20 protein-coding genes are annotated in these 19,499 nt (G+C 74.7%); 7 read left to right on the forward strand and 13 right to left on the reverse strand.

Annotation, left to right across the window (positions count from 1 at the left end):
- Positions 1–253: 253 nt before the first annotated feature.
- On the reverse strand, positions 254–985 hold the full coding sequence (locus ACH4K4_RS18115; RefSeq protein ID WP_398168699.1) for a VIT1/CCC1 transporter family protein: 732 nt from the start codon (positions 983–985) through the stop codon (positions 254–256).
- Between the two features lie 296 nt (positions 986–1,281).
- On the opposite strand from ACH4K4_RS18115, the gene ACH4K4_RS18120 reads away from it, so the two are divergent.
- Genes ACH4K4_RS18120 through ACH4K4_RS18145 form a run of 6 tightly spaced genes read left to right on the forward strand, consistent with a single transcriptional unit; the run spans position 1,282 to position 8,352 of the window.
- A complete protein-coding gene (locus tag ACH4K4_RS18120) occupies positions 1,282–2,370 on the forward strand; it encodes an ADP-ribosylglycohydrolase family protein (RefSeq protein WP_398168323.1) in 1,089 nt (362 codons plus the stop codon).
- Positions 2,367–3,527, forward strand: coding sequence for an ADP-ribosylglycohydrolase family protein (locus ACH4K4_RS18125; RefSeq protein ID WP_398168325.1), 1,161 nt, complete (start codon positions 2,367–2,369; stop codon positions 3,525–3,527). The genes ACH4K4_RS18120 and ACH4K4_RS18125 overlap by 4 nt, the downstream gene beginning before the upstream one ends.
- Positions 3,528–3,534: 7 nt before the next feature.
- Entirely contained in the window at positions 3,535–4,746 is a 1,212-nt protein-coding gene (locus tag ACH4K4_RS18130; protein WP_398168327.1) for an ADP-ribosylglycohydrolase family protein, read from the forward strand.
- Positions 4,746–6,188: an ADP-ribosylglycohydrolase family protein gene (locus tag ACH4K4_RS18135; RefSeq protein WP_398168328.1), complete on the forward strand. Its 1,443-nt coding sequence runs from the start codon at positions 4,746–4,748 to the stop codon at positions 6,186–6,188. The genes ACH4K4_RS18130 and ACH4K4_RS18135 overlap by 1 nt, the downstream gene beginning before the upstream one ends.
- A complete protein-coding gene (locus ACH4K4_RS18140) occupies positions 6,185–7,474 on the forward strand; it encodes a CaiB/BaiF CoA transferase family protein (protein WP_398168329.1) in 1,290 nt (429 codons plus the stop codon). Before ACH4K4_RS18135 ends, ACH4K4_RS18140 begins: the two co-directional genes overlap by 4 nt.
- Positions 7,471–8,352, forward strand: a complete 882-nt coding sequence (locus tag ACH4K4_RS18145; RefSeq protein ID WP_398168330.1) for an HpcH/HpaI aldolase/citrate lyase family protein — start codon at positions 7,471–7,473, stop codon at positions 8,350–8,352. Before ACH4K4_RS18140 ends, ACH4K4_RS18145 begins: the two co-directional genes overlap by 4 nt.
- 78 nt (positions 8,353–8,430) lie before the next feature.
- Here the strand turns inward: ACH4K4_RS18145 and lgt are convergent, their stop codons facing one another.
- The 11 genes from lgt to hisI form a co-directional block, all read right to left on the reverse strand.
- Positions 8,431–9,399, reverse strand: coding sequence for a prolipoprotein diacylglyceryl transferase (gene lgt / locus ACH4K4_RS18150; RefSeq protein WP_398168331.1), 969 nt, complete (start codon positions 9,397–9,399; stop codon positions 8,431–8,433).
- Positions 9,400–9,469: 70 nt separating this feature from the next.
- A complete protein-coding gene (locus tag ACH4K4_RS18155) occupies positions 9,470–10,378 on the reverse strand; it encodes a thioredoxin domain-containing protein (protein ID WP_398168333.1) in 909 nt (302 codons plus the stop codon).
- Between the two features lie 80 nt (positions 10,379–10,458).
- Positions 10,459–11,277, reverse strand: a complete 819-nt coding sequence (gene trpA, locus ACH4K4_RS18160) for a tryptophan synthase subunit alpha (RefSeq protein WP_398168334.1) — start codon at positions 11,275–11,277, stop codon at positions 10,459–10,461.
- Positions 11,277–12,581: a tryptophan synthase subunit beta gene (trpB, locus tag ACH4K4_RS18165; protein WP_398168335.1), complete on the reverse strand. Its 1,305-nt coding sequence runs from the start codon at positions 12,579–12,581 to the stop codon at positions 11,277–11,279. Before trpB ends, trpA begins: the two co-directional genes overlap by 1 nt.
- A gap of 196 nt (positions 12,582–12,777) precedes the next feature.
- Complete coding sequence (gene trpM / locus ACH4K4_RS18170; protein WP_398168336.1) at positions 12,778–13,005, reverse strand: tryptophan biosynthesis modulator TrpM; 228 nt, start codon at positions 13,003–13,005, stop codon at positions 12,778–12,780.
- Between the two features lie 8 nt (positions 13,006–13,013).
- Positions 13,014–13,823, reverse strand: coding sequence for an indole-3-glycerol phosphate synthase TrpC (gene trpC / locus ACH4K4_RS18175; RefSeq protein WP_398168338.1), 810 nt, complete (start codon positions 13,821–13,823; stop codon positions 13,014–13,016).
- 162 nt (positions 13,824–13,985) lie between these two features.
- Positions 13,986–14,429 carry a DUF2752 domain-containing protein gene (locus ACH4K4_RS18180; RefSeq protein ID WP_398168340.1) on the reverse strand — a complete coding sequence of 148 codons (444 nt, stop codon included), beginning with the start codon at positions 14,427–14,429 and terminating at the stop codon, positions 13,986–13,988.
- 141 nt (positions 14,430–14,570) lie between these two features.
- The gene (locus ACH4K4_RS18185) at positions 14,571–14,816 is read right to left on the reverse strand and encodes an HGxxPAAW family protein (protein WP_360134515.1); all 246 of its coding nucleotides are present in this window, start codon (positions 14,814–14,816) and stop codon (positions 14,571–14,573) included.
- Between the two features lie 85 nt (positions 14,817–14,901).
- Entirely contained in the window at positions 14,902–15,546 is a 645-nt protein-coding gene (locus ACH4K4_RS18190) for a TIGR02234 family membrane protein (RefSeq protein WP_398168342.1), read from the reverse strand.
- 69 nt (positions 15,547–15,615) lie between these two features.
- Complete coding sequence (locus ACH4K4_RS18195; protein ID WP_398168343.1) at positions 15,616–17,139, reverse strand: anthranilate synthase component I; 1,524 nt, start codon at positions 17,137–17,139, stop codon at positions 15,616–15,618.
- Positions 17,140–17,149: 10 nt separating this feature from the next.
- Entirely contained in the window at positions 17,150–17,515 is a 366-nt protein-coding gene (gene hisI, locus ACH4K4_RS18200) for a phosphoribosyl-AMP cyclohydrolase (protein ID WP_398168344.1), read from the reverse strand.
- Between the two features lie 256 nt (positions 17,516–17,771).
- Here hisI and ACH4K4_RS18205 point away from each other — a divergent pair, with 256 nt between their 5' ends.
- Positions 17,772–18,404: a TIGR03085 family metal-binding protein gene (locus ACH4K4_RS18205; RefSeq protein ID WP_398168346.1), complete on the forward strand. Its 633-nt coding sequence runs from the start codon at positions 17,772–17,774 to the stop codon at positions 18,402–18,404.
- Positions 18,405–18,505: 101 nt separating this feature from the next.
- Here ACH4K4_RS18205 and ACH4K4_RS18210 read toward each other — a convergent pair whose 3' ends face one another.
- Positions 18,506–19,408 (reverse strand): LysR family transcriptional regulator, encoded by a 903-nt coding sequence (locus ACH4K4_RS18210; RefSeq protein WP_398168348.1) that lies wholly within the window; start codon positions 19,406–19,408, stop codon positions 18,506–18,508.
- Positions 19,409–19,499: the final 91 nt, after the last annotated feature.

A 19,499-nucleotide genomic window follows, 5' to 3' on the forward strand; every position in this document is an offset into this window, starting at 1 on the left:
CGAAATTTCGTGCAGGTTACAGGATGGCTCGCTTCTCGAAAAGCGGATAGAGCCTTCCAGCATGCGGACACCACTCGTGGCGGCGGACCGGGGACGCGGGCGGACGGATCGACCTCCACCGGCGTCGTGTGCGTCGTTTTCGAGCAGGCGACATTGCCCGCAACGCTTGGGGCTTATGCCCGGGTCCCGGCGAAACGAAACCGCCAAGTAACACTTTAGTTATGCGACGGCCCGCATAGCGCTGCACGAGGCGTCACCCTACGGCCGTACCGAACAATGCGCCCAGGACGTACGTCACACCCGCCGCCGCGCCACCGAGAGCCAGCTGCCGCACACCGCTGTACCACCAGGACCGCGCCGTCACACGGGCCACGACGGCCCCGCACCCGAACAGCCCCACCAGCGCCAGCAGCACCGCGGGCCACAGCTGGGAGGCGCCCAAGAGATACGGCAGCACCGGCAGCAGGGCGCCCATCGCGAAGGAGCCGAAGGACGAGACGGCGGCGACCATGGGCGACGGCAGATCGGACGGGTCGATGCCCAGCTCCTCGCGGGCGTGGATCTCCAACGCCTGCTCGGGGTCCTTCGACAGCTGCCTGGCCACCTCACGGGCCAGCTCCGGCTCCACCCCGCGCGACTCGTAGAGCGCGGCCAGCTCCGCCAGCTCGTCCTTGGGGTGTTTGCGCAGCTCACGGCGCTCGACATCCAGCTCCGCGAGGACCAGCTCACGCTGCGAGGCCACCGAGGTGTACTCCCCCGCCGCCATCGAGAAGGCGCCTGCGGCCAGGCCCGCGAGGCCGGTGATGACGATGGTCTGCTGCGAGACCGCACCGCCCGCGACACCGGTCATCAGGGCGAGGTTGGACACCAGCCCGTCCATCGCGCCGAAGACGGCGGGGCGCAGCCAGCCGCCGTTCACGTCGCGGTGCGTGTGGTTGTCCCGGTGGGCGATGTGCGTGGGCGCCGACGCGTCCATGACTTCCATGACGGACATGAGATGACCCGTTCCCTTCTCGCGAGGTGTGGGCCGGTACCGGCGCTTCCCCCTCCAACGCTTCGAAGCTATGCGCCACTTGCCCCGCCGCGCTAGCAAGGAAGGCCGAACTTACCTCTCTGACCTGCGGTTTTGTGGGCGGGGTGGGCGGTGGTGAGGCGGGGATCACAGGGGGCGGACTCCGGCGGGCCGTGCGCCTGCTCGCGGAAAACCCCCGCCGCCCGAGGGATGGGGGAGCCGAATTTCGGTAAACGTTTTCAGTAGCCGATGGGCAAGGGGGCGGCGGGATGGGAGCGGTACGGGGCGGGGCGGGGGACGCGCGGCCCGCGGCGGCGCCCGCCGTGGAGACCGTCACGGCACGGGCCGACCGCCGCGGCGCCCTGCGGGAGCGGGCCCGCGGCGCGCTGCTCGGGCTCGCCGTCGGCGACGCGCTCGGCGCCCCCGCCGAGAACATGAAGCCCTCGCAGATCCGCCAACGCTGGGGCCGTATCGAGGGTTTCGTCACCGACGACCCGGTCGGCACGGACGACACCGAGTACGCCGTCTTCTCCGGGCTGCTGCTGGCCCGGCACGGCTCGTCGCTCACCGTGGCGCACGTCGAGGCGGCCTGGCACCGGTGGATCGCCGACCTCGACGAAGGCCCGTTCCGCGGCGCGGGGTTCAGCGAGCGCGGCACCCTGGAGAACCTGCGCCGGGGCCTGGCCGCCCCCATCTCGGCCCAGCACCGCCACGCCTGGAGCGACGGCCTCGCCATGCGCGCCGCCCCCTTCGGCGTGTTCGCCGCCGGCCGCCCCGCCGAGGCCGCCCGCCTGGTCGCCGTGGACGGCACGGTCAGCCACGACGGCGAGGGCATCCACGGGGGCCGGGCCGTGGCCGCCGGGGTCGCCGCCGCCATGGTGGCCGGGACGGTGGACGCCGTCGTCGCGGCCGCGCTGTCCGTGGTCCCCGAAGACTCCTGGACCGCCCGTTCACTGCGCCGGGCGGTCGCCGCCGCCCAGCGCTCCCGCCTCACCCCGGGCAGCACCCGGCTCGGTACGGAACGCGCGGTCCGCTCCGCCGTCGTCATCGGCGGGTACCCGTGGACCGACCTCGCCCCCGAGGCCGTCGGCCTGGCCTTCGGCGCGTTCGCGGCGTCCCGCGGCGACTTCGCCGCCTCGGTGCTGACCGCGGTCAACATGGGCCGGGACGCGGACACGACGGCGGCGGTCGCCGGCGCGCTGGCCGGGGCGCTGGGCGGCGCCACCGCCATCCCCGGCGACTGGTCCCGGGCCATCGGCCCGGTCCGCGGCAGCTGCCTGCCCTCCATGGCGGGCTACCACGTCCTGGACATCGCCGAGTTGCTCACCCCCGCCCCCGACGCGGCGACGGCGCCGTGACCGGCGGACCACCGCCCACCGCAGGGACACGCCGCATCGAGGGACTGCTGCTCGGGCTGGCCGCCGGCGATGCCGCCGGGTGGCCGGCGGCCCGGCACCGGGCGGCGCGGATGCCGGAGTGGACCCGGCGGCTGACCCGGGAACTGGACACGTTCGCGGAGCAGAACGCGACGACCACCCTGCCCGTGCCCATCGCCCTCAACCAGCCGCCCGAGCCGCTGCGCCTGGGCCCCTCGGACGACGCCGAGTGGGCCGCCTTCACCGCGCGGGCCGTGCTCGGCGCCGCGGGCGCGACGCTCAGCGGGCCCGGCCGGGGCCGCCGGACGCGCGCCTCCATCGACCTGGCGTGGCACGCGCTGGCCGACGAGATCGCCGCGGCCGCCGAGCGGGCGCCCGAAGTGGAGTCGGCGGTGCTGCCGCTGCGCGCCCGGATCTCGGTACGCGCCGGGCTCGGCAACCTCGCCGCCGGGCTGCGCCCGCCCGCCACCGGCCACGACAACCCGCACTTCTTCGACGACGCCGCCTGCGTACGGGCGTGTGTGCTGGCCGTCGCGCACCCCGGCGACCCGCTCGCCGCCGCGGAGCTGGCGGAGTTCGACGCCCGGTACACCCAGGACGGCGACGGGGTGCACGGCGCCCGCGCCATGGCCGCGGCGGTCGCGGCGGCGCTCGGCGGAGCCACCGCGGACGCCTGCGCCGACGCGGCGCTGGCCCAGCTGCCGGACGGTACGGAGATCCGCCGCAACGCCCTGCACGCCGTACGGCTCGCCCGTGCGCCGGCCGCCGGCCGCTCCGGCACCGCGTTCGTCCTGGTCCCCACCCTGGAGCACGAGATCGTCGACCACGTCTACAGCTACGGCATCGCCGCGGCCGAGACGGTGCCCGTGGCCCTCGCCCTGGGCATCGCGGCCGACGGCCGGCTGGCCGAGGCCGTGCCGGCCGCCGCCTGCCTCTCCCGCGTCGCCGACTCGGCGCCCGCCCTGACCGGCGCGCTGACCGGCGCGATCGGTGGCGCGGCCGGCGTGCCCGGCTCCTGGCGCTCCGCGTGCCGCACCCTCTCCGGGTGCGCGCTGCCCCGGCTGGCGGGCACCGACCTCGTCGAACTGGCCGCACTGCTCGCCCGTACGGAACCGACCTCCCCGGAACGGAAGGACTGACCCGGCCATGACGCACCCCGCATCCCCCGCACCGCGACCGGAACCGAAGCCGGCACCGGAGCCGGCACCGGCGTCCCCCTGCCCGTCCCTGGCGGACCGCGCGACCGGCTGCCTGGTCGGCGCCGCGGTCGGTGACGCCCTCGGCGGGCCCGTCGAAGGGTGCACACCGGAGCAGATCGTGGCGCGGCACGGCGGCCGCGTCACCGGCATCGTCGGCCCCTTCCACGACGATTGGCGCACCGCGCGCCCCATCGCGCCGTACCACAAGGGCGACGGGCACGTCACCGACGACACCCTCATGACCCACGCGCTGGTGCGGGTCTACGAGAAGGTCCGCGACCACCTGGACGCGTACGCCGTCGCCGAGCACCTGGTGCCCGACCTGATGGGCACCCCCCGCTGGATCCCCGAGCTGGAGGCCGAGGCGCTGCCGCTGCACCGCCTCTTCCTCGCCGAGAAGTGGCTCGTGACCCGGCTGCACTACGCGCACGCCGATCCGCGCGAGGCAGGCGTCGGCAACATCGTCAACTGCGGCGCCGCGATGTACATGGCGCCGGTCGGCATCGTCAACGCCGGTCACCCCGAGGGGGCTTACGCGGAGGCGGTGGACATCGCCGGTGCCCACCAGTCCTCGTACGGGCGGGAGGCGGCGGGCGTCTTCGCCGCCGCCGTGGCCGCCGCCTGCAAACCCGGGGCCACGCCCGCTTCCGTGGTCGGGGACGTGCTGCGGCTCGCGAAGGACGGGACGCGCGCCGCCGTGGAGGCCGTCTGCGCGGTGGCCGGACGGCACACGGACTGCGAGTCCGCGTTGAAGCCCCTGCGTGCGGCCGTCGCGCCCTTCGACACCGTCGGCCCCGCCTACCGGGAGCCCTCCCTCGGGGCGCGCCGCCCGTCCCGGCTGCACTCCGTCGAGGAACTGCCCGTCGCCCTGGGCATGTTGCTCGTCGGCGCCGGCGACTTCCGCCGTACGGTCCTGGGCTCGGTCAACTACGGACGCGACTGCGACTCCATCGCCACCATGAGCGGCGCGCTCGCGGGCGCCCTGCACGGCGAGCACGCGATCCCGCGGGACTGGGGCGCGGACGTCGCCCGTGCGAGCCGGCTCGACCTGCGGGCCCCGGGCGTGGCGCTGGCCGGGGTCGCCCGCGAGGTCTTCGCCAAGGACCGGCGGCGACGGCTCGCCCACGAGCGCGCCTTCGCCGCGATCGCGGGTGCGTGATGGCCCGCCGGCAGCCGGGCGGGCCCACCGGCCCGCGCCCCGGGGCGTTGCGGCTGACCTGGGTGCAGCCCGAGGACCTGATCGGGCACGAACTGCGGCAGGCGGCCGAGGACGGGCGGGACGCCTCGGCCGTCGAACACCGGTGGTACACGGCGGGCGGCCGCCCCGCCCCCGAGCGGTCCGGCGCCTCCCCCGGACCCGCGGACCCGCGCCTGCGCACCCTGGCCGACCGGCTGCTCGCCGCACTCGCCGCACTGCCCTCCCCGTTGGCCGCCGACGAACCCACCGGCCTGCCCGCGATCAAGGCCGCTTGCCCTTCCTGGCCGGCCGCGCCCCCCGGCGCACCCGGCCCGCCCCACGCGCTGCGCCCCCGCCTGGAAGCCGCCTGGCTGGGGCGGGCGGCCGGGTGCCTGCTCGGCAAGCCGGTCGAGAAGCTGCCGCTCGCCGGCATCCGGGCGCTCGCCCGCGCCACCGGCAACTGGCCGCTGCGCAGCTGGTTCACCGCCGTCGGCCTGGACCCCGCGCTCGCCGCCCGCTACCCGTGGAACAGGAGCAGCCGCGCCACCTCGCTCGCCGAGAACATCGACGGCATGCCCGAGGACGACGACCTCGACTACCCGGTGCTCGGGCTCCTGCTCCTCCAGCGCCACGGCCACGGCTTCCGCACCTCGGACGTGGCCCGGCTCTGGCTCGGCGAACTGCCCGCCGGGCGGACGTTCACCGCCGAGCGCGTGGCGTACCGCAACCTCCTGGACGGCATCGAACCGCCGCACACCGCGACCCACCGCAACCCCTTCCGGGAGTGGATCGGCGCGCTGATCAGGGCGGACGTCTTCGGCTGGACCCACCCCCGCGACCCGGCCGGCGCGGCGGAGGCAGCCTGGCGGGACGCGACGCTCACCCACACCGCCAACGGCGTGTACGGCGCGATGTTCGCGGCGGCCGCCATCGCCGAGGCGGCGGGCGGGCCTACGGACGTGCACGGCTGCCTGCGGGCCGGGCTCGCCGTCGTACCCGAACGGTCCCGGCTGGCCGGGGCCGTACGGTTCGGCATCGAGACGGCGCGCGCCGAGCCCACCGGGACCGACGCCGGTTTCGCGGCCGTCGTCGACCGGCTCCACCTCGCGTACGGACACCACCACTGGGTGCACGTCGTACCGAACGCGGCCCTGCTCGCCGCCGCCCTCACCCACGCCGGCGGCGACTTCACCGGCTCCGTCTGCCGGGTGGTGTCCGGCGGTTGGGACACCGACTCCAACGGCGCCACGGCCGGTTCGATCGCCGGTCTCCTCGCGGGGGCACCGGACGCACTGCCCGCCCGCTGGACGGCGCCGCTCCGCAACCGCCTCGCCACCACCGTCGGCGACCTGGACGGCATCGGCTTCGACACCCTCGCGGACCGCACGGCGGCACTGGCCGCCGTACGGCCCGCCGCGCCATGAGCACCCCACTCCCCCGCCGCGAGAATGCGAGGCACCCCGTGCACCAGCCCCCCGGAAGCCGGCCGACCGCCCACCCCGCACCGCCGGCCGCCGCCTCTCCCGGCCCCCTGGCCGGGTTGCGCGTCCTCGACCTGGCCACGCTGTTCGCCGGGCCCCTGGCCGCCACGCTGCTCGGTGACTTCGGCGCCGAGGTCATCAAGGTCGAGCACCCCCGGCGCCCCGACCCGTCCCGCGGGCACGGCCCCGCCAAGGACGGCGTCGGGCTGTGGTGGAAGCTGCTCGGCCGCAACAAGCAGACGGTCACCCTCGACCTCGCCACCCCGGGCGGCCGGGACGTCCTGCTGCGCCTGGCCGCCACCGCGGACGTCGTGGTCGAGAACTTCCGGCCCGGCACCCTGGAGAAGTGGGGCCTCGGCCCCGAGGAGCTGGCCGCCGCCCAGCCGGGGCTGGTGCTCGCCAGGGTCACCGGGTTCGGCCAGTTCGGGCCGTACGCCCGCCGCCCCGGCTTCGGCACCCTCGCCGAGGCGATGAGCGGGTTCGCCGCGCTCACCGGCGAGCCGGACGGCCCCCCGACGCTGCCGCCCTTCGGCCTCGCCGACTCCGTCGCCGCGCTGACCACCGCGTACGCCGTGCTGGCGGCGCTGCGCGGACGGGAGAGCACCGGCCGGGGCCAGGTCGTGGACCTCGCCATCATCGAGCCGATGCTGACGGTCCTGGGCCCGCAGCCCCTCTGGTACGACCAGCTCGGCCACGTCCAGGCGCGTACCGGCAACCGCTCCGCCAACAGCGCCCCGCGCAACACCTACCGCACCGCCGACGGCGCCTGGCTGGCCGTCTCCGCTTCCACCCGGTCCGTGGCGGAGCGGGTGCTGCGCCTGGTCGGCCACCCGGAGTTCGCCGCCGAGGAGTGGTTCGAGACCGGCTCGGGGCGGGCCCGGCACGCCGACGAGCTGGACGCGGCGGTCGGCGGGTGGATAGCGCGGCACGGCACGGACGAGGTGGTCGCCGCGTTCGAACGGGCCGAGGCGGCGGTCGCGCCGGTCTGCGACATCCGCGGGGTGATGGCGAACGAGCAGTACCGGGCGCTCGGTTCGATCACCGAGGTCCCGGACGGCGAACTGGGCACGGTCCGGATGCAGAACGTCCTCTTCCGGCTCTCCGCGACGCCGGGCGCCATCCGGTGGGCGGGCCGCCCGCACGGCGCGGACACGGACGCGGTGCTGACCGGTCTGCTCGGCCTCCCGGCGGCGCGCGTCGCCGCCCTGCGCGCGGAAGGGGCCGTATGACCGCCTCCGCGGCACCGGCCGTCGTCCCGCCGCTGACCTGGCTGTACGTGCCGGGCGACCGCCCCGGTACGGTCGCCAAGGCGCTGGCTTCCGGGGCCGACGCGGTCGTGATCGACCTGGAGGACGCGGTCGCCACCGACCGCAAGTCCTACGCCCTGCGGGCCACCGCCGAGCTGCTCGCCGAGCCCCGGCCCGCGGGCTCCACACCCGCGCTGCACGTCCGTGTCAATGCGCTCACCGGCCCGCGCGCCGCGACGGAGGTCCGGCTGCTCGCGGCCCTTCCCGCGCTGGCCGGGCTGCGGCTGCCCAAGGTGGGCACGGCCGCCGACGTCGGCCGCGCCGCGGCCTGGGCGGCCGCGGCCTGCCCCGGGCGCGCGGAGGGGGTGCCCCCGCTGTACGCACTGCTCGAAACCGCGCTCGGCGTGGAGAACGCCTACGCCGTCGCCACCGCGCACCCGGCGCTGTGCGGCATCTCCCTCGGCGAGGCCGACCTCCGGGCCGAGCTGGGCGTACGGGACGAGGACGGGCTCGGCTGGGTCCGCGGCCGTACGGTGGTCGCCGCCCGCGCGGCCGGGCTGCCGCCCCCGCCGCAGTCGGTCTTCACCGATGTGCGCGACACCGAGGCGCTGGCGCTCTCGTGCGCGCGCGGCCGGGCCATGGGGTTCCTCGGCCGGGCCGCGCTGCACCCCCGCCAGCTGCCGGTGATCGAACGGGCCTTCCTGCCGACCGCCGAGGAGGTCGAGAGGGCCGTGGAGGTGGTGAAGGCGGCGACCGCCCGTGCCGGTGCCTGCGCCCTGCCGGACGGCCGCTTCGTCGATGCTGCCGTGGTCGCCGCGGCGCGCCGGGTCCTCGCGCTGGCGACCCGCCGGCCCCGGTGAGCCCGCCGGAAACGGCGGAGGCCGTCCCGGCCCCACGGGGTCGGGACGGCCTCCGGCCGAGCGGTGCGGTGCCGTGCGTCAGGACTCCTTGCCGCTTTTGGCCCCGGTGTCCTTCGTCAGCTTCGCGGCGGTCCTGACGGTCTTGACCGCCTTGGCGTCCTTGGCGTCCTTGCCGGTCTTGGAGTCCCGCGTGCCTTCGGCGTCCCCGCCGTCCGGGTCCGCGTCCTGCGCCCCCGGCTCGACGACCTCCTCGCGGCCCGGGATCTTCTTCGCGGAGATCACCAGGTAGGCGAGGGAGACGACCAGGCCGATGAGCGCGGTCCACACGTTCAGGCGCAGGCCCAGGATGTGGTGGGCCTCGTCCACCCGCATGTACTCGATCCAGGCGCGGCCCGCGCAGTACGACGCCACGTACAGCGCGAACGCCCGCCCGTGCCCCAGCTTGAAGCGCTTGTCGGCCCAGATCACCAGCAGCGCGACACCGACGCACCACAGCGACTCGTAGAGGAACGTCGGGTGGTAGGTGCCGCCGACCCGGCCGATGGACGGATCGTCGGCGATCTTCAGCGCCCACGGGACGTCGGTTGCGCGGCCGTACAGCTCCTGGTTGAACCAGTTGCCCCAGCGGCCGATCGCCTGGCCCAGCGCGAGGCCCGGCGCCAGCGCGTCCATGTACGCGGGCAGCGGGATGCCGCGGCGGCGGCAGCCGATCCAGGCGCCCAGCGCGCCGAGCGCGACGGCGCCCCAGATGCCGAGGCCGCCTTCCCAGACCTTGAAGGCGTCGAGGGGGTGGCCGCCCTTGCCGAAGTACGGCTCGTACGTCGTGATGACGTGGTAGAGGCGGCCGCCGACGAGCCCGAAAGGCACGGCCCACACGGCGATGTCCGCGACGGTCCCGGAGCGGCCGCCGCGCTGGATCCAGCGCTTGTTGCCGAGCCAGACACCGATGAAGACGCCGATGATGATGCAGAAAGCGTAGCCGCGCAGCGGAATCGGGCCGAGGTAGACGACACCGGTCGAGGGGCTGGGAATGAATGCGAGGTCCATGGCAGGGACGACGCTACCGCGCCAGGTGGGCACGGCGACAACCCACCCGGCTACGGCTGTGTAACGACCCTTACGGCGCCGGCACCCGGCTCGCCGCCCCGCCCGGGTGCTCCGCACCGGCCCCGGCGCCGTGCCCCGTACCGGCTCCGTGGCCCGCGCCCGTGCCCTGGTCCTTGCCCTTGTCCTTGCCCTTGCTCTGGTCCTTGCTCTTGTCCTTGGCGGCGTCCCGCACCCGCTGCTTGAGCTGGTCGGGGGTGAGGTTCTTCTCGTCCGCCAGGTTCTTGCCGTTCAGCAGGACCGTCGGCGTCCCGCGGTACCCGGTGTTGGTGAAGGCGCTGTTGGACTTGTGCACGAAGTCGGTGTACTTGCCGTCGTTGACGCACTGCGTGAAGGCGTCACCGGCCAGTCCGGGGACCTTCCCGGCCAGTTCGATCAGGTACTTCTTGTCGGCGAACCGGTCCTGCTGCTCGGGCGGCTGGTTGTCGTACAGCACGTCGTGGTACTCGCGGAAGCGGCCCGCGTCCTGGGCGCACATCGCGGCGTTGGCGGCGGTGACCGACCCCTTGCCGCCCATGCCGGCGTCGATGATCGTCGCCAGGTGGTAGTCGCTCTTGAGCTGCCCGGCGTCCTCCAGCTCGTGGATGGCGCCGCGGAAGCCCTTCTCGAACTGGGCGCAGGCGGGGCACCGGAAGTCCTCCCACACGGTGAGCGTGGACGGGGCCTCCTTCTTGCCGACCGGCACCGCGGGCTTGTCGCTGTCCTGCGCCCCCTTGGGCACGGCTACCGCGCCGGTGCCGCCGGAGTCGTCGCCGGAGGAGGCCGCCCAGACGCCGATACCGCCGGCCACGGCCAGCACGGCCAGCACGGCCCCGCCGACCTTCCACTGCCGGCTGCGCCGCTCGCGTGCCTTCTCCTTCACCCGCTGGGCCTGCAGCCGCTCACGGGCGCTGTTCTTTTTGTCTTGATTGTTCTGGCTCACGCCCCTGAACAACGAAGCGGAGGGGCGCCCTCGCACCCCTCCGCCGCGTTCTTCGTCCTAACGAGGGACACCGGCGCGCGTCAGCCCCGCTTGCGCACCCCGGCCGCCAGTTCGCCCGCCAGCTCGCGGACGCCCGCGAGGCCGGCCTCCAGGTCGTCCCCCGCGTCCAGCAGCCGCTTGACGAAGGCCGACCCGACGATGACGCCGTCCGCGAACTGCGCGACCTCGGCGGCCTGTTCGGCGTTCGAGACGCCGAGGCCGACGCAGACCGGCAGGTCGGTGGTGGCCCGGGTACGCCCGACCAGATCCTGCGCCTCGCGGCCGACCGACTCCCGGGTGCCGGTGACCCCCATCAGCGAGGCCGCGTACACAAAGCCGCTGCCCGCCTCGGTGATCTTCGCGAGGCGTTCGTCCCGGCTGCTCGGCGCCACCACGAACACCGTGGCCAGGCCGTGCCGCGCGGCCGCCGCTCGCCATGCCCCGGACTCCTCGACCGGCAGATCGGGCAGGATGCACCCGGCCCCGCCCGCGGCGGCGAGGTCGGCGGCGAACCGCTCGACGCCGTACGCGTCCACGGGATTCCAGTACGTCATGCACAGCACCGGCGCGCCGGTCGCCGCGTGCACCTCGCCGACCGTGCGGATGACGTCCTTGATCTTCACGCCGCCGCGCAGCGCGATGTCGTCGGCGGTCTGGATGACCGGGCCGTCCAGGACCGGGTCGCTGTGCGGCAGCCCGATCTCGACGACGTCGCAGCCGCCCTCGATCATCGCCGTGACGGCCCGTACCCCGCCGTCCACGGTCGGGAAGCCGGCCGGCAGATAGCCGACCAGCGCGGCCCGGTTCTCCTCCTTGGCCGCGGCCAGGGTGCTGCCGAGCAGTCGGACGTTGCCCGCCATCACTTGCCCCCTTCGTCGTGCGCGCCGAGCGCGGTGTCCGTGGCGTCGGTGTCGTCCGCCTCGACCGTGCCGTCGGCGGGCGCCCCGTACAGCCCGAAGTAGCGGGCCGCGGTGTCCATGTCCTTGTCGCCGCGCCCGGACAGGTTGACCAGGATCAGCCCGTCCTCGCCCAGTTCGCGGCCGATCTCCAGCGCGCCCGCCAGCGCGTGCGCGCTCTCGATGGCCGGGATGATGCCCTCGGTCCGCGACAGCAGCCGCAGCGCCCGCATCGCCGCGTCGTCGGTGACGGCCCGGTACTCGCCGCGGCCGGTGTCCTTGAGGTAGGAGTGCTCGGGGCCGATGCCCGGGTAGTCCAGTCCGGCGGAGATCGAGTACGGCTCGGTGATCTGGCCGTCCTCGTCCTGCAGGACGTAGGAGCGGGAACCGTGCAGGATGCCGGGGGTGCCCTCGGTGAGCGTGGCGGCGTGCTCGCCGGTCTCGACGCCGTGCCCGCCGGGCTCGCAGCCGACGAGCCGTACGGAGGCGTCCCGGAGGAACGCGTGGAACAGGCCGATGGCGTTGGAGCCGCCGCCGACGCAGGCCACCGCGGCGTCGGGCAGGCGCCCGGCACGCTCCAGGATCTGGCGGCGCGCCTCGACGCCGATGACCCGGTGGAAGTCGCGGACCAGGGCCGGGAAGGGGTGCGGTCCGGCGACCGTGCCGAAGAGGTAGTGGGTGCGGTCGACGTTGGCGACCCAGTCCCGGAACGCCTCGTTGATGGCGTCCTTGAGGGTGCGGCTGCCGGACTTCACGGCGATGACCTCGGCGCCGAGCATCCGCATGCGGGCGACGTTCAGCGCCTGCCGCTCGGTGTCGATCTCGCCCATGTAGATGGTGCATTCGAGGCCGAAGAGGGCGCAGGCGGTGGCGGTGGCCACGCCGTGCTGGCCGGCGCCGGTCTCGGCGATGACGCGGGTCTTGCCCATGCGCCTGGTCAGCAGCGCTTGGCCCAGCACGTTGTTGATCTTGTGTGAGCCGGTGTGGTTCAGGTCCTCGCGCTTGAGGAAGATCCGGGCGCCGCCGGCGTGTCCGGCGAACCGCGGCACCTCGGTCAGGGCGCTGGGGCGGCCGGTGTAGTTGACCATCAGGTCGTTCAGTTCGGCCGCGAAGGCCGGGTCCGCCTTGGCCTTCTCGTACTCGGCGGCCACCTCGTCGACCGCGGCGACCAGCGCCTCGGGGATGAACTTGCCGCCGAAGGCGCCGAAGTACCCACCGGCGTCCGGGACCTGGCCCTCCGGGTCCGGGATGAAGAAATCAGAAGACATCCGACGTACTCCTCGATCGGGGCACAAGCCCCGGAAGTATGGATATGCGGGCATCACAGCATGCGGTACGCCTCAACTCCCCGCGTGTCTCCCGTACAGCGCGGGAACGGCGGGGCGGGGCGTGCCGGAGCGCTGCACGCGCGGGCAGCGGGGCGCGGCTCCCGGCAGGGAGCCCTCCGCGCCCGGCGACGGGCGGTTACAGCGCGCCGTTACGGCGCCATCGCCTGCCGTTGATCTGGCCCGGCTCCGCGCCGATGTGATACCTGACCCGCCGCCCGCGCACCCGGCGCGCCGGCGCCCGGCAGCCACGCGGCCGGCACCCGCGCCCCAGCGCCGCGTGCGGGTCGCGCGCGGCACCGGCCGCGGCGAGCACGCCGGACGGGCCCGGGAGCGGGCCGGGGCGGTGGAGGCGGGCGGTGGTCATGGGAGGGGTCAGCCCCGCCCGTGCCGGATGGCGGGGTGCGAACCGGCCGCGACCAGGTCGGCGACGGCGGTCTTCGGGTCCTTGCCGGTCACCAGCGACTCGCCGACCAGCACGGCGTCGGCCCCGTCGTTGGCGTAGGCGATCAGGTCGTGCGGCCCGCGCACGCCGGACTCGGCGATCTTGACGATGTGGTCCGGGATCTCCGGCGCGATCCGCGCGAAGTTCCCGCGGTCCACCTCAAGGGTCTTCAGGTTGCGGGCGTTGACCCCGATGATCCGCGCGCCGGCGTCCACGGCCCGCTGGACCTCTTCCTCGTCGTGCACCTCGACCAGCGGCGTCAGCCCGATCGACTCGGCCCGCTCGATCAGCGAGACCAGCGCCTCCTGCTCCAGCGCGGAGACGATCAGCAGCGCCAGGTCGGCGCCGTACGCACGGGCCTCCCACAGCTGGTAGGCGGTGACGATGAAGTCCTTGCGCAGAACGGGGATGTCGACCTTGGCCCGGACGGCCTCCAGGTCGGCCAGCGAGCCGCCGAACTTGCGCTGCTCCGTCAGTACGGAGATGACCGCCGCGCCGCCCGCCTCGTAGTCGGCGGCCAGGCCGGCCGGGTCGGCGATGGCGGCGAGCGCGCCCTTGGAGGGGCTGGAGCGCTTGACCTCGCAGATCACCGTGACGCTGTCGCCCTTGAGGGCCGCGGCCCCGTCCTTGGCCGGGCGCGCCTTGAGGGCCCGCTCCTTGAGCTCGTCGAGGCCGACCCGCGCCTGCCGCTCGGCAAGGTCTGCGCGGACTCCCTCGATGATCTCGTCGAGCACACTCACGCGAGCGGCCTCCTTCTTGAGCGGTGGAGGGGACAGTCGCCCTCGGGGCGAGTGTCGCCCCGTCAGGCTCTCCGATGGTATCCGGCGAGGGCCGAAGGTCTCGCATCCGGTTGACGGCGGTCCCACCACCTGGACAGATAAGGGGCGGATAAAGAACGGTCGCTACGGGTTCAGCCACGCCCCGAACGGAAGATTGCGCACGACCGTGAACACGAGCAGCAGCCCGCCCAGCGCCCACCAGTGAACCGCCTTGGGCCGCGGCCCCGCCGTGGGGAGGCCGCGCGCGGCCCGTACGGCCCACACCGCCCAGAAGAGCGCGCACACCGCGTAACCGGCGACCGCGAGCACATTGGCGCCGGCCGCCGTGCCCAGGTCACCGTGCGCGACGGCGTGCGCGCTGCGCAGCCCGCCGCAGGCAGGGCAGTGGATACCGGTGAGGTGGAGGAGCGGGCAGACCGGGTAGTGGCCGGGCTCGTTCGGGTCGACGATGCCCACCACGGCGAAGGACGCGGCGGCGGCCGCCAGCGCTCCGAGCGGCGCCGCCAGCCGCCGGACCGGGCCGGACACGGCTGCCGGGCCACGGACCGGGGCCACGGGTTCGCTCACGGTGCCGATGATGGTGCCGGACGGACAACGGCGCGACTTCCCGGCCGCCGTACGGGTGGTGCCGCCGGGCACCTCGTCCGTGCGGGCCGGAAAGCCGCGCCGCCAAAAGGATCTGCTGCCGGGCCGGGGCCCGGCCCTGCCTCAGCCCTCCTGGGGCCGGGCCTTGGCCTGGCCGTGGGCCGTCGCGCCCTTCTTGCCGCTCTGGCCCATGCCGATCGCGCGCATCACGCCGCCGACCACGGCACCGAGGCCGATCAGGACCATGCCCGCCCAGAACCCGGGCACGTTCGCCAGCACGATGAAGGCGCCGGCGACGCAGAAGCCGATGAACGAGATGATGACGCCGGTCCAGGCGGCGGGAGTGTGTCCGTGGCCACTGCTCGACATGAGTGCTCCTCGTAGCTTTTTCGCGCCTGAGTCGGGCGCGGTGATCCCTCGCCGTCCATTGTCCCCGATGGCCGGGGCCCGGCCACTACCGGGTCGGGTCCTCGCCCCGGTCCAGGGACTTCCACATCTCTTCCGGGCGGTCCGGGTCGGCGGGGGCGGCGCGGCGCGGGCCGCGGGGAGCCGCGCCGGCGCGCTCGTAGCGCCCCGACATCGCGGGCCAGTACCGCCCGTACAGCAGTGCCAGCACCCCGGCGACCAGCAGCAGGACACCGCCCGCGACCGCCGTCCAAGGCCAGAAGGTGTGCGAGACGTCCTGCACGCCCGCGTCGGACAGGCCGGTCGCGGTGGCCGCCTTCTCCCGGAGCGCGGCGGTGTCGGAAATGCCCAGGTAGGCGCCGACGACCGTGCCCAGGCCGCTGAGCGTGAGCAGCGCGGCGACCGCCGTCCGGCTCGCCCCGCGCACCGCGAAGAGGGCGACCAGGGCGGCCAGGCCGACGATGGCGAGCGCGCCCGGCACGCCCGTGACGTCCTGGCCCGACGCGGTCTGCGGCAGCTGTCCCTGGGCGACGACGGCGGTGGCCCTGGCCCAGGTGCGGCCGGAGGCCAGCAGCACGACGGCTGCCCCGGCCGCGCCGGAGATCAGCGCGAGCGCCAGGCTCTTCCCGCTGCGCGCGGGCTTGGCCGACGGGGTCGCGATCACGTCGGCGCGGGGGTGGTCTACGGCAGTCACGCCTACCACTGTACGGAGGCCGCGCCCGTGCCTGCCGGGCGCGGTGCCTCCGTGCCGCGAAGGCCCTGCTCAGGCCCCCAGGCCGTTGGCCGTGTGCACGGCACGCAGCACGGCGGCCGCCTTGTTGCGGCACTCCGTGTCCTCCGCCACCGGGTCGGAGTCCGCGACGACGCCCGCGCCCGCCTGGACGTACGCCCTGCCGTCCCGCAGCAGCGCGGTGCGGATCGCGATGGCGGTGTCGGAGTCGCCGGCGAAGTCCAGGTAGCCGACGCAGCCGCCGTACAGGCCGCGCCGGGTCGGCTCCAACTCCTCGATGATCTGCATCGCGCGCGGCTTGGGCGCGCCGGAGAGGGTGCCGGCGGGGAAGCAGGCGGTGAGCACGTCGAAGGCGCTGCGGCCCGGTGCGAGCCGCCCGGTCACCGTGGAGACGATGTGCATGACGTGGCTGTAGCGCTCGACGGACATGAAGTCGACGACCTCGACGCTGCCGGGCTCGCAGACCCGGCCCAGGTCGTTGCGGCCGAGGTCGACGAGCATCAGGTGCTCGGCGCGCTCCTTGGGGTCGGCCATCAGCTCCTCGGCGAGGGCCTGGTCCTCCGGGACGGTGGCGCCGCGCGGCCGGGTGCCGGCGATGGGGTGCAGGGTGGCCTGCCCGTTCTCGACCTTGACCAGCGCCTCGGGGCTGGACCCGACGATGTCGACGCCGTCCTCGAAGCGGAGCAGGTACATGTACGGGCTGGGGTTGGTGGCCCGCAGCACCCGGTAGACGTCCAGCGCCGAGGCGGTGCACTCGGTCTCGAAGCGCTGCGAGGGCACGACCTGGAAGGCGTCGCCCGCGCGGATGCGCTCCTTCACGTCCTCGACCGCCTCCTGGTAGGCGGGCCCGCCCCACTTGGCGGTGTACGGGGGCAGTTCGGAGGGCGGCAGGGCCGCGGCGCTCGCGGGGGCCGGGCGGGCCAGGTCGTAGGCCATGGCGTCCAGGCGGGCCACGGCGTCCGCGTACGCCTCGTCCACGCCGGTTTCCAGGTCGTTGTGGTTGATGGCGTTGGCGATCAGCAGGACCGTGCCGTTCCAGTGGTCCAGTACGGCCAGGTCGGAGGTGAGCAGCATGGTCAGCTCGGGCAGCCCGAGGTCGTCGGCGGTGCTGTCGCCGATCTTCTCCAGCCGGCGCACGATGTCGTAGCCGAGGTAGCCGACCATGCCGCCGGTGAAGGGCGGCAGGCCCTGGCCCTCGATCAGGTCCCTGGGGGTGTGCAGGGCCTCGACGGTGGCGCGCAGCGCGGCGAGCGGGTCGCCTCCGGTGGGCACGCCGACCGGCGGGGTGCCCAGCCAGTGGGCCTGCCCGTCGCGCACGGTCAGGGTGGCGGCGCTGCGTACGCCGACGAAGGAGTACCGGGACCAGGTGCGGCCGTTCTCGGCGGATTCCAGCAGGAAGGTGCCCGGCCGTTCGGCGGCCAGCTTGCGGTAGAGGCCCACCGGGGTGTCGCCGTCGGCGAGCAGACGCCGGGTCACGGGGATGACCCGGCGGTCCTTCGCGAGCGTACGGAAGTTCTCCAGGTCCGGTGTGGCGGTGCCGGTGGTTCCCGAGGTCATGGCGCGGAGCCTACTGCCCTTCGGTGAGCACATCCTCATCGAAGCAGGTGCGGGCGCCGGTGTGGCAGGCGGCGCCGACCTGGTCGACCTTGACCAGGACCGTGTCCGCGTCACAGTCCAGGGCGACGGACTTCACGTGCTGGACGTGCCCGGACGTGTCGCCCTTGACCCAGTACTCCCGGCGGCTGCGGCTCCAGTACGTGCAGCGGCCGGTGGTGAGCGTGCGGTGCAGCGCCTCGTCGTCCATCCAGCCGAGCATCAGCACCTCGCCGGTGTCGTACTGCTGGGCGATGGCGGGGACCAGGCCGTCGGCGTCGCGCTTGAGGCGGGCGGCGACGGCGGGGTCGAGCTGGGAATCCAGGACGCGGCTGCTCATGGCTCCATTGTGCCGTGCGCGGAGCGTGCCGTGCGCGGGACCGCTGGTGCGCCGGGTGCGGCCGGCGTACGGCATGCTGCACCCATGACCCGCCAGCCGCCGCCCCCGGACGCCGACCGCACGGCGAAGGTCGCGTCGGTGGTGCTGCTCGCGATCTTCGCCGCGGGGCTGCTGGTCGCCGCGGTACTGCTGCTGCGCGGCTGACGGGCCGCGCGGCGCCGTGGCACCCGCCGCGCGCCGGTCGTAGGCTGGACGCATGTCGACCCATGCGAAGCGTGAACGGCTGCTCCTTGCCGACCTGTTGGAGGGCGCCGGGCCCGACGCACCGACGCTGTGCGGGGACTGGACCACCCGGGACCTCGCCGCACACGTGGTGGTGCGCGAGCGGCGCGCGGACGCCGCCGGGGGCCTGGTGCTCAAGCCGCTGGCGGGCCGCCTGGAGCGGGTGCAGCGGGAGTTCGCCGCGAAGCCGTACGACGAGCTGCTGCGGCTCGTGCGTACCGGCCCGCCCCGCTTCTCGCCGTACGCCCTCAAGCAGATCGACGAGGCCGCCAACACCGTCGAGTTCTTCGTCCACTCCGAGGACGTGCGGCGGGCCGGCACCGACTGGGCGCCGCGCGAGCCGGACCCGGTCTTCTCGGACGTGCTGTGGTCGCGCCTGGAGAAGATGGCGCGGCTGCTGGGGCGCAAGTCGCCGGTGGGGCTGGTGCTGCGCCGCCCGGACGGCCGGACGGCGGTCGCACACCGCGGTACGCCGGTCGTCACGGTCACCGGCGAGCCGGGTGAGCTGCTCCTGTTCGCCTTCGGGCGGCAGACGGTGGCCGACGTGCAGTTGGACGGGGACAAGGACGCGGTGGCCAAGGCGCTGGAGGCCAAGCTCGGCCTGTAGGCCCGCGGGCCCGGGGGCGGCTCGCCGGTCCCGGGCCGCCCGGACGGCCTCGATCAGGGCGATCGGGGTGCCGCCCGTGCTGATGGTGACGTCGACGACCGTCACCCTCCCGGCCGCTCCGGACCCAGGCGCGCCAGCAGGATGCGCCGGAGCTCGCGGGCGGCCCGCGGCGGCGAGACGTCGCCCCGGTGGGCCACCGAGATCACCCGGTGCATGTCCGGGGTGGCGAAGCGGGTGACGCGCAGCCCCGAGCGTTCGGCGACCATGCTGGGCACCACCGCGACGCCCAGCCCGGCCCGTACGAATCCCAGGACCGCGTCCATCTCGCCGCCCTCGACGGTGAAGACCGGCTCGAACCCGGCCGCCCGGCACGCCGCCGTGGTGAACTCCCGCAGGTCGTAGCCGCGCCGGAACATCGCCAGCGGACGGCCCCGCAGGTCCTCGACGCGCATCAGCCGGCCGCCCCGCACCGGGCCCGGCCGGTCCGGCGCGGAGACCACGACCAGTTCCTCCCGCAGCAGTTCGGCGGTGGCCAGGGCCGGGGCCTGCTCAGGGAGCGGTGTGATGATGAGCGCGAGGTCCAGCTCGCCGTCCGCCAGGGTGCGTACGAGATCCTGCGAACCGTTCTCGTGGACGACCAGCTCCACGCCCGGGTAGGCGGAGTGGAAGACGCGCAGTACGTCCGGGACCAGGCTCGCGCACAGGCTGGGCGGAGCGCCGAGCCGCAGCCGGCCGCGCCGCAGCTGGGCGACCTCCTGCACCTCGCGCCGCGCGGTCTCGGCGTCGGCCAGGATGCGGCGGGCCAGCGGCAGCAGCGTCTCCCCCGCGTCGGTGAGGGTGATGTGGCCGCGCGCCCGGTGGAAGAGGTCGGCGCCCAGCTCCCGTTCCAGGGCTTTGATCTGCTGCGACAGCGAGGGCTGTGCGACGTGCTCGCGCTCGGCGGCGCGGGTGAAGTGGCGGGTGTCGGCGACCGCCGTGAAATAGCGGAGCTGCTGGAGCTGCATGGCCCGATGATAGGGGTCAATAGGCAGAGTCTATGGAGATGAGCCGCACCATGTCTTGGACTGATGGGCCGGACGGTCCCTACCGTCGGGA

The sequence above is a fragment of the Streptomyces sp. NPDC017529 genome (genome assembly GCF_044329785.1).
In the GTDB taxonomy this organism is placed as follows: Bacteria; Actinomycetota; Actinomycetes; order Streptomycetales; family Streptomycetaceae; genus Streptomyces.

Bases quoted from the DNA above. Each gene is read 5' to 3' on its own strand.
- ACH4K4_RS18205 (WP_398168346.1), top strand. From the start codon at position 17,772: ATGTCGACCCATGCGAAGCGTGAACGGCTGCTCCTTGCCGACCTGTTG.
- trpM (WP_398168336.1), bottom strand. From the start codon at position 13,005: ATGACCACCGCCCGCCTCCACCGCCCCGGCCCGCTCCCGGGCCCGTCC.
- ACH4K4_RS18185 (WP_360134515.1), bottom strand. From the start codon at position 14,816: ATGTCGAGCAGTGGCCACGGACACACTCCCGCCGCCTGGACCGGCGTC.
- ACH4K4_RS18135 (WP_398168328.1), top strand. From the start codon at position 4,746: ATGGCCCGCCGGCAGCCGGGCGGGCCCACCGGCCCGCGCCCCGGGGCG.
- ACH4K4_RS18140 (WP_398168329.1), top strand. From the start codon at position 6,185: ATGAGCACCCCACTCCCCCGCCGCGAGAATGCGAGGCACCCCGTGCAC.
- trpA (WP_398168334.1), bottom strand. From the start codon at position 11,277: ATGGCGGGCAACGTCCGACTGCTCGGCAGCACCCTGGCCGCGGCCAAG.
- ACH4K4_RS18120 (WP_398168323.1), top strand. From the start codon at position 1,282: ATGGGAGCGGTACGGGGCGGGGCGGGGGACGCGCGGCCCGCGGCGGCG.
- lgt (WP_398168331.1), bottom strand. From the start codon at position 9,399: ATGGACCTCGCATTCATTCCCAGCCCCTCGACCGGTGTCGTCTACCTC.
- ACH4K4_RS18145 (WP_398168330.1), top strand. From the start codon at position 7,471: ATGACCGCCTCCGCGGCACCGGCCGTCGTCCCGCCGCTGACCTGGCTG.
- ACH4K4_RS18210 (WP_398168348.1), bottom strand. From the start codon at position 19,408: ATGCAGCTCCAGCAGCTCCGCTATTTCACGGCGGTCGCCGACACCCGC.
- ACH4K4_RS18130 (WP_398168327.1), top strand. From the start codon at position 3,535: ATGACGCACCCCGCATCCCCCGCACCGCGACCGGAACCGAAGCCGGCA.
- hisI (WP_398168344.1), bottom strand. From the start codon at position 17,515: ATGAGCAGCCGCGTCCTGGATTCCCAGCTCGACCCCGCCGTCGCCGCC.
- trpB (WP_398168335.1), bottom strand. From the start codon at position 12,581: ATGTCTTCTGATTTCTTCATCCCGGACCCGGAGGGCCAGGTCCCGGAC.
- ACH4K4_RS18195 (WP_398168343.1), bottom strand. From the start codon at position 17,139: ATGACCTCGGGAACCACCGGCACCGCCACACCGGACCTGGAGAACTTC.
- ACH4K4_RS18115 (WP_398168699.1), bottom strand. From the start codon at position 985: ATGGAAGTCATGGACGCGTCGGCGCCCACGCACATCGCCCACCGGGAC.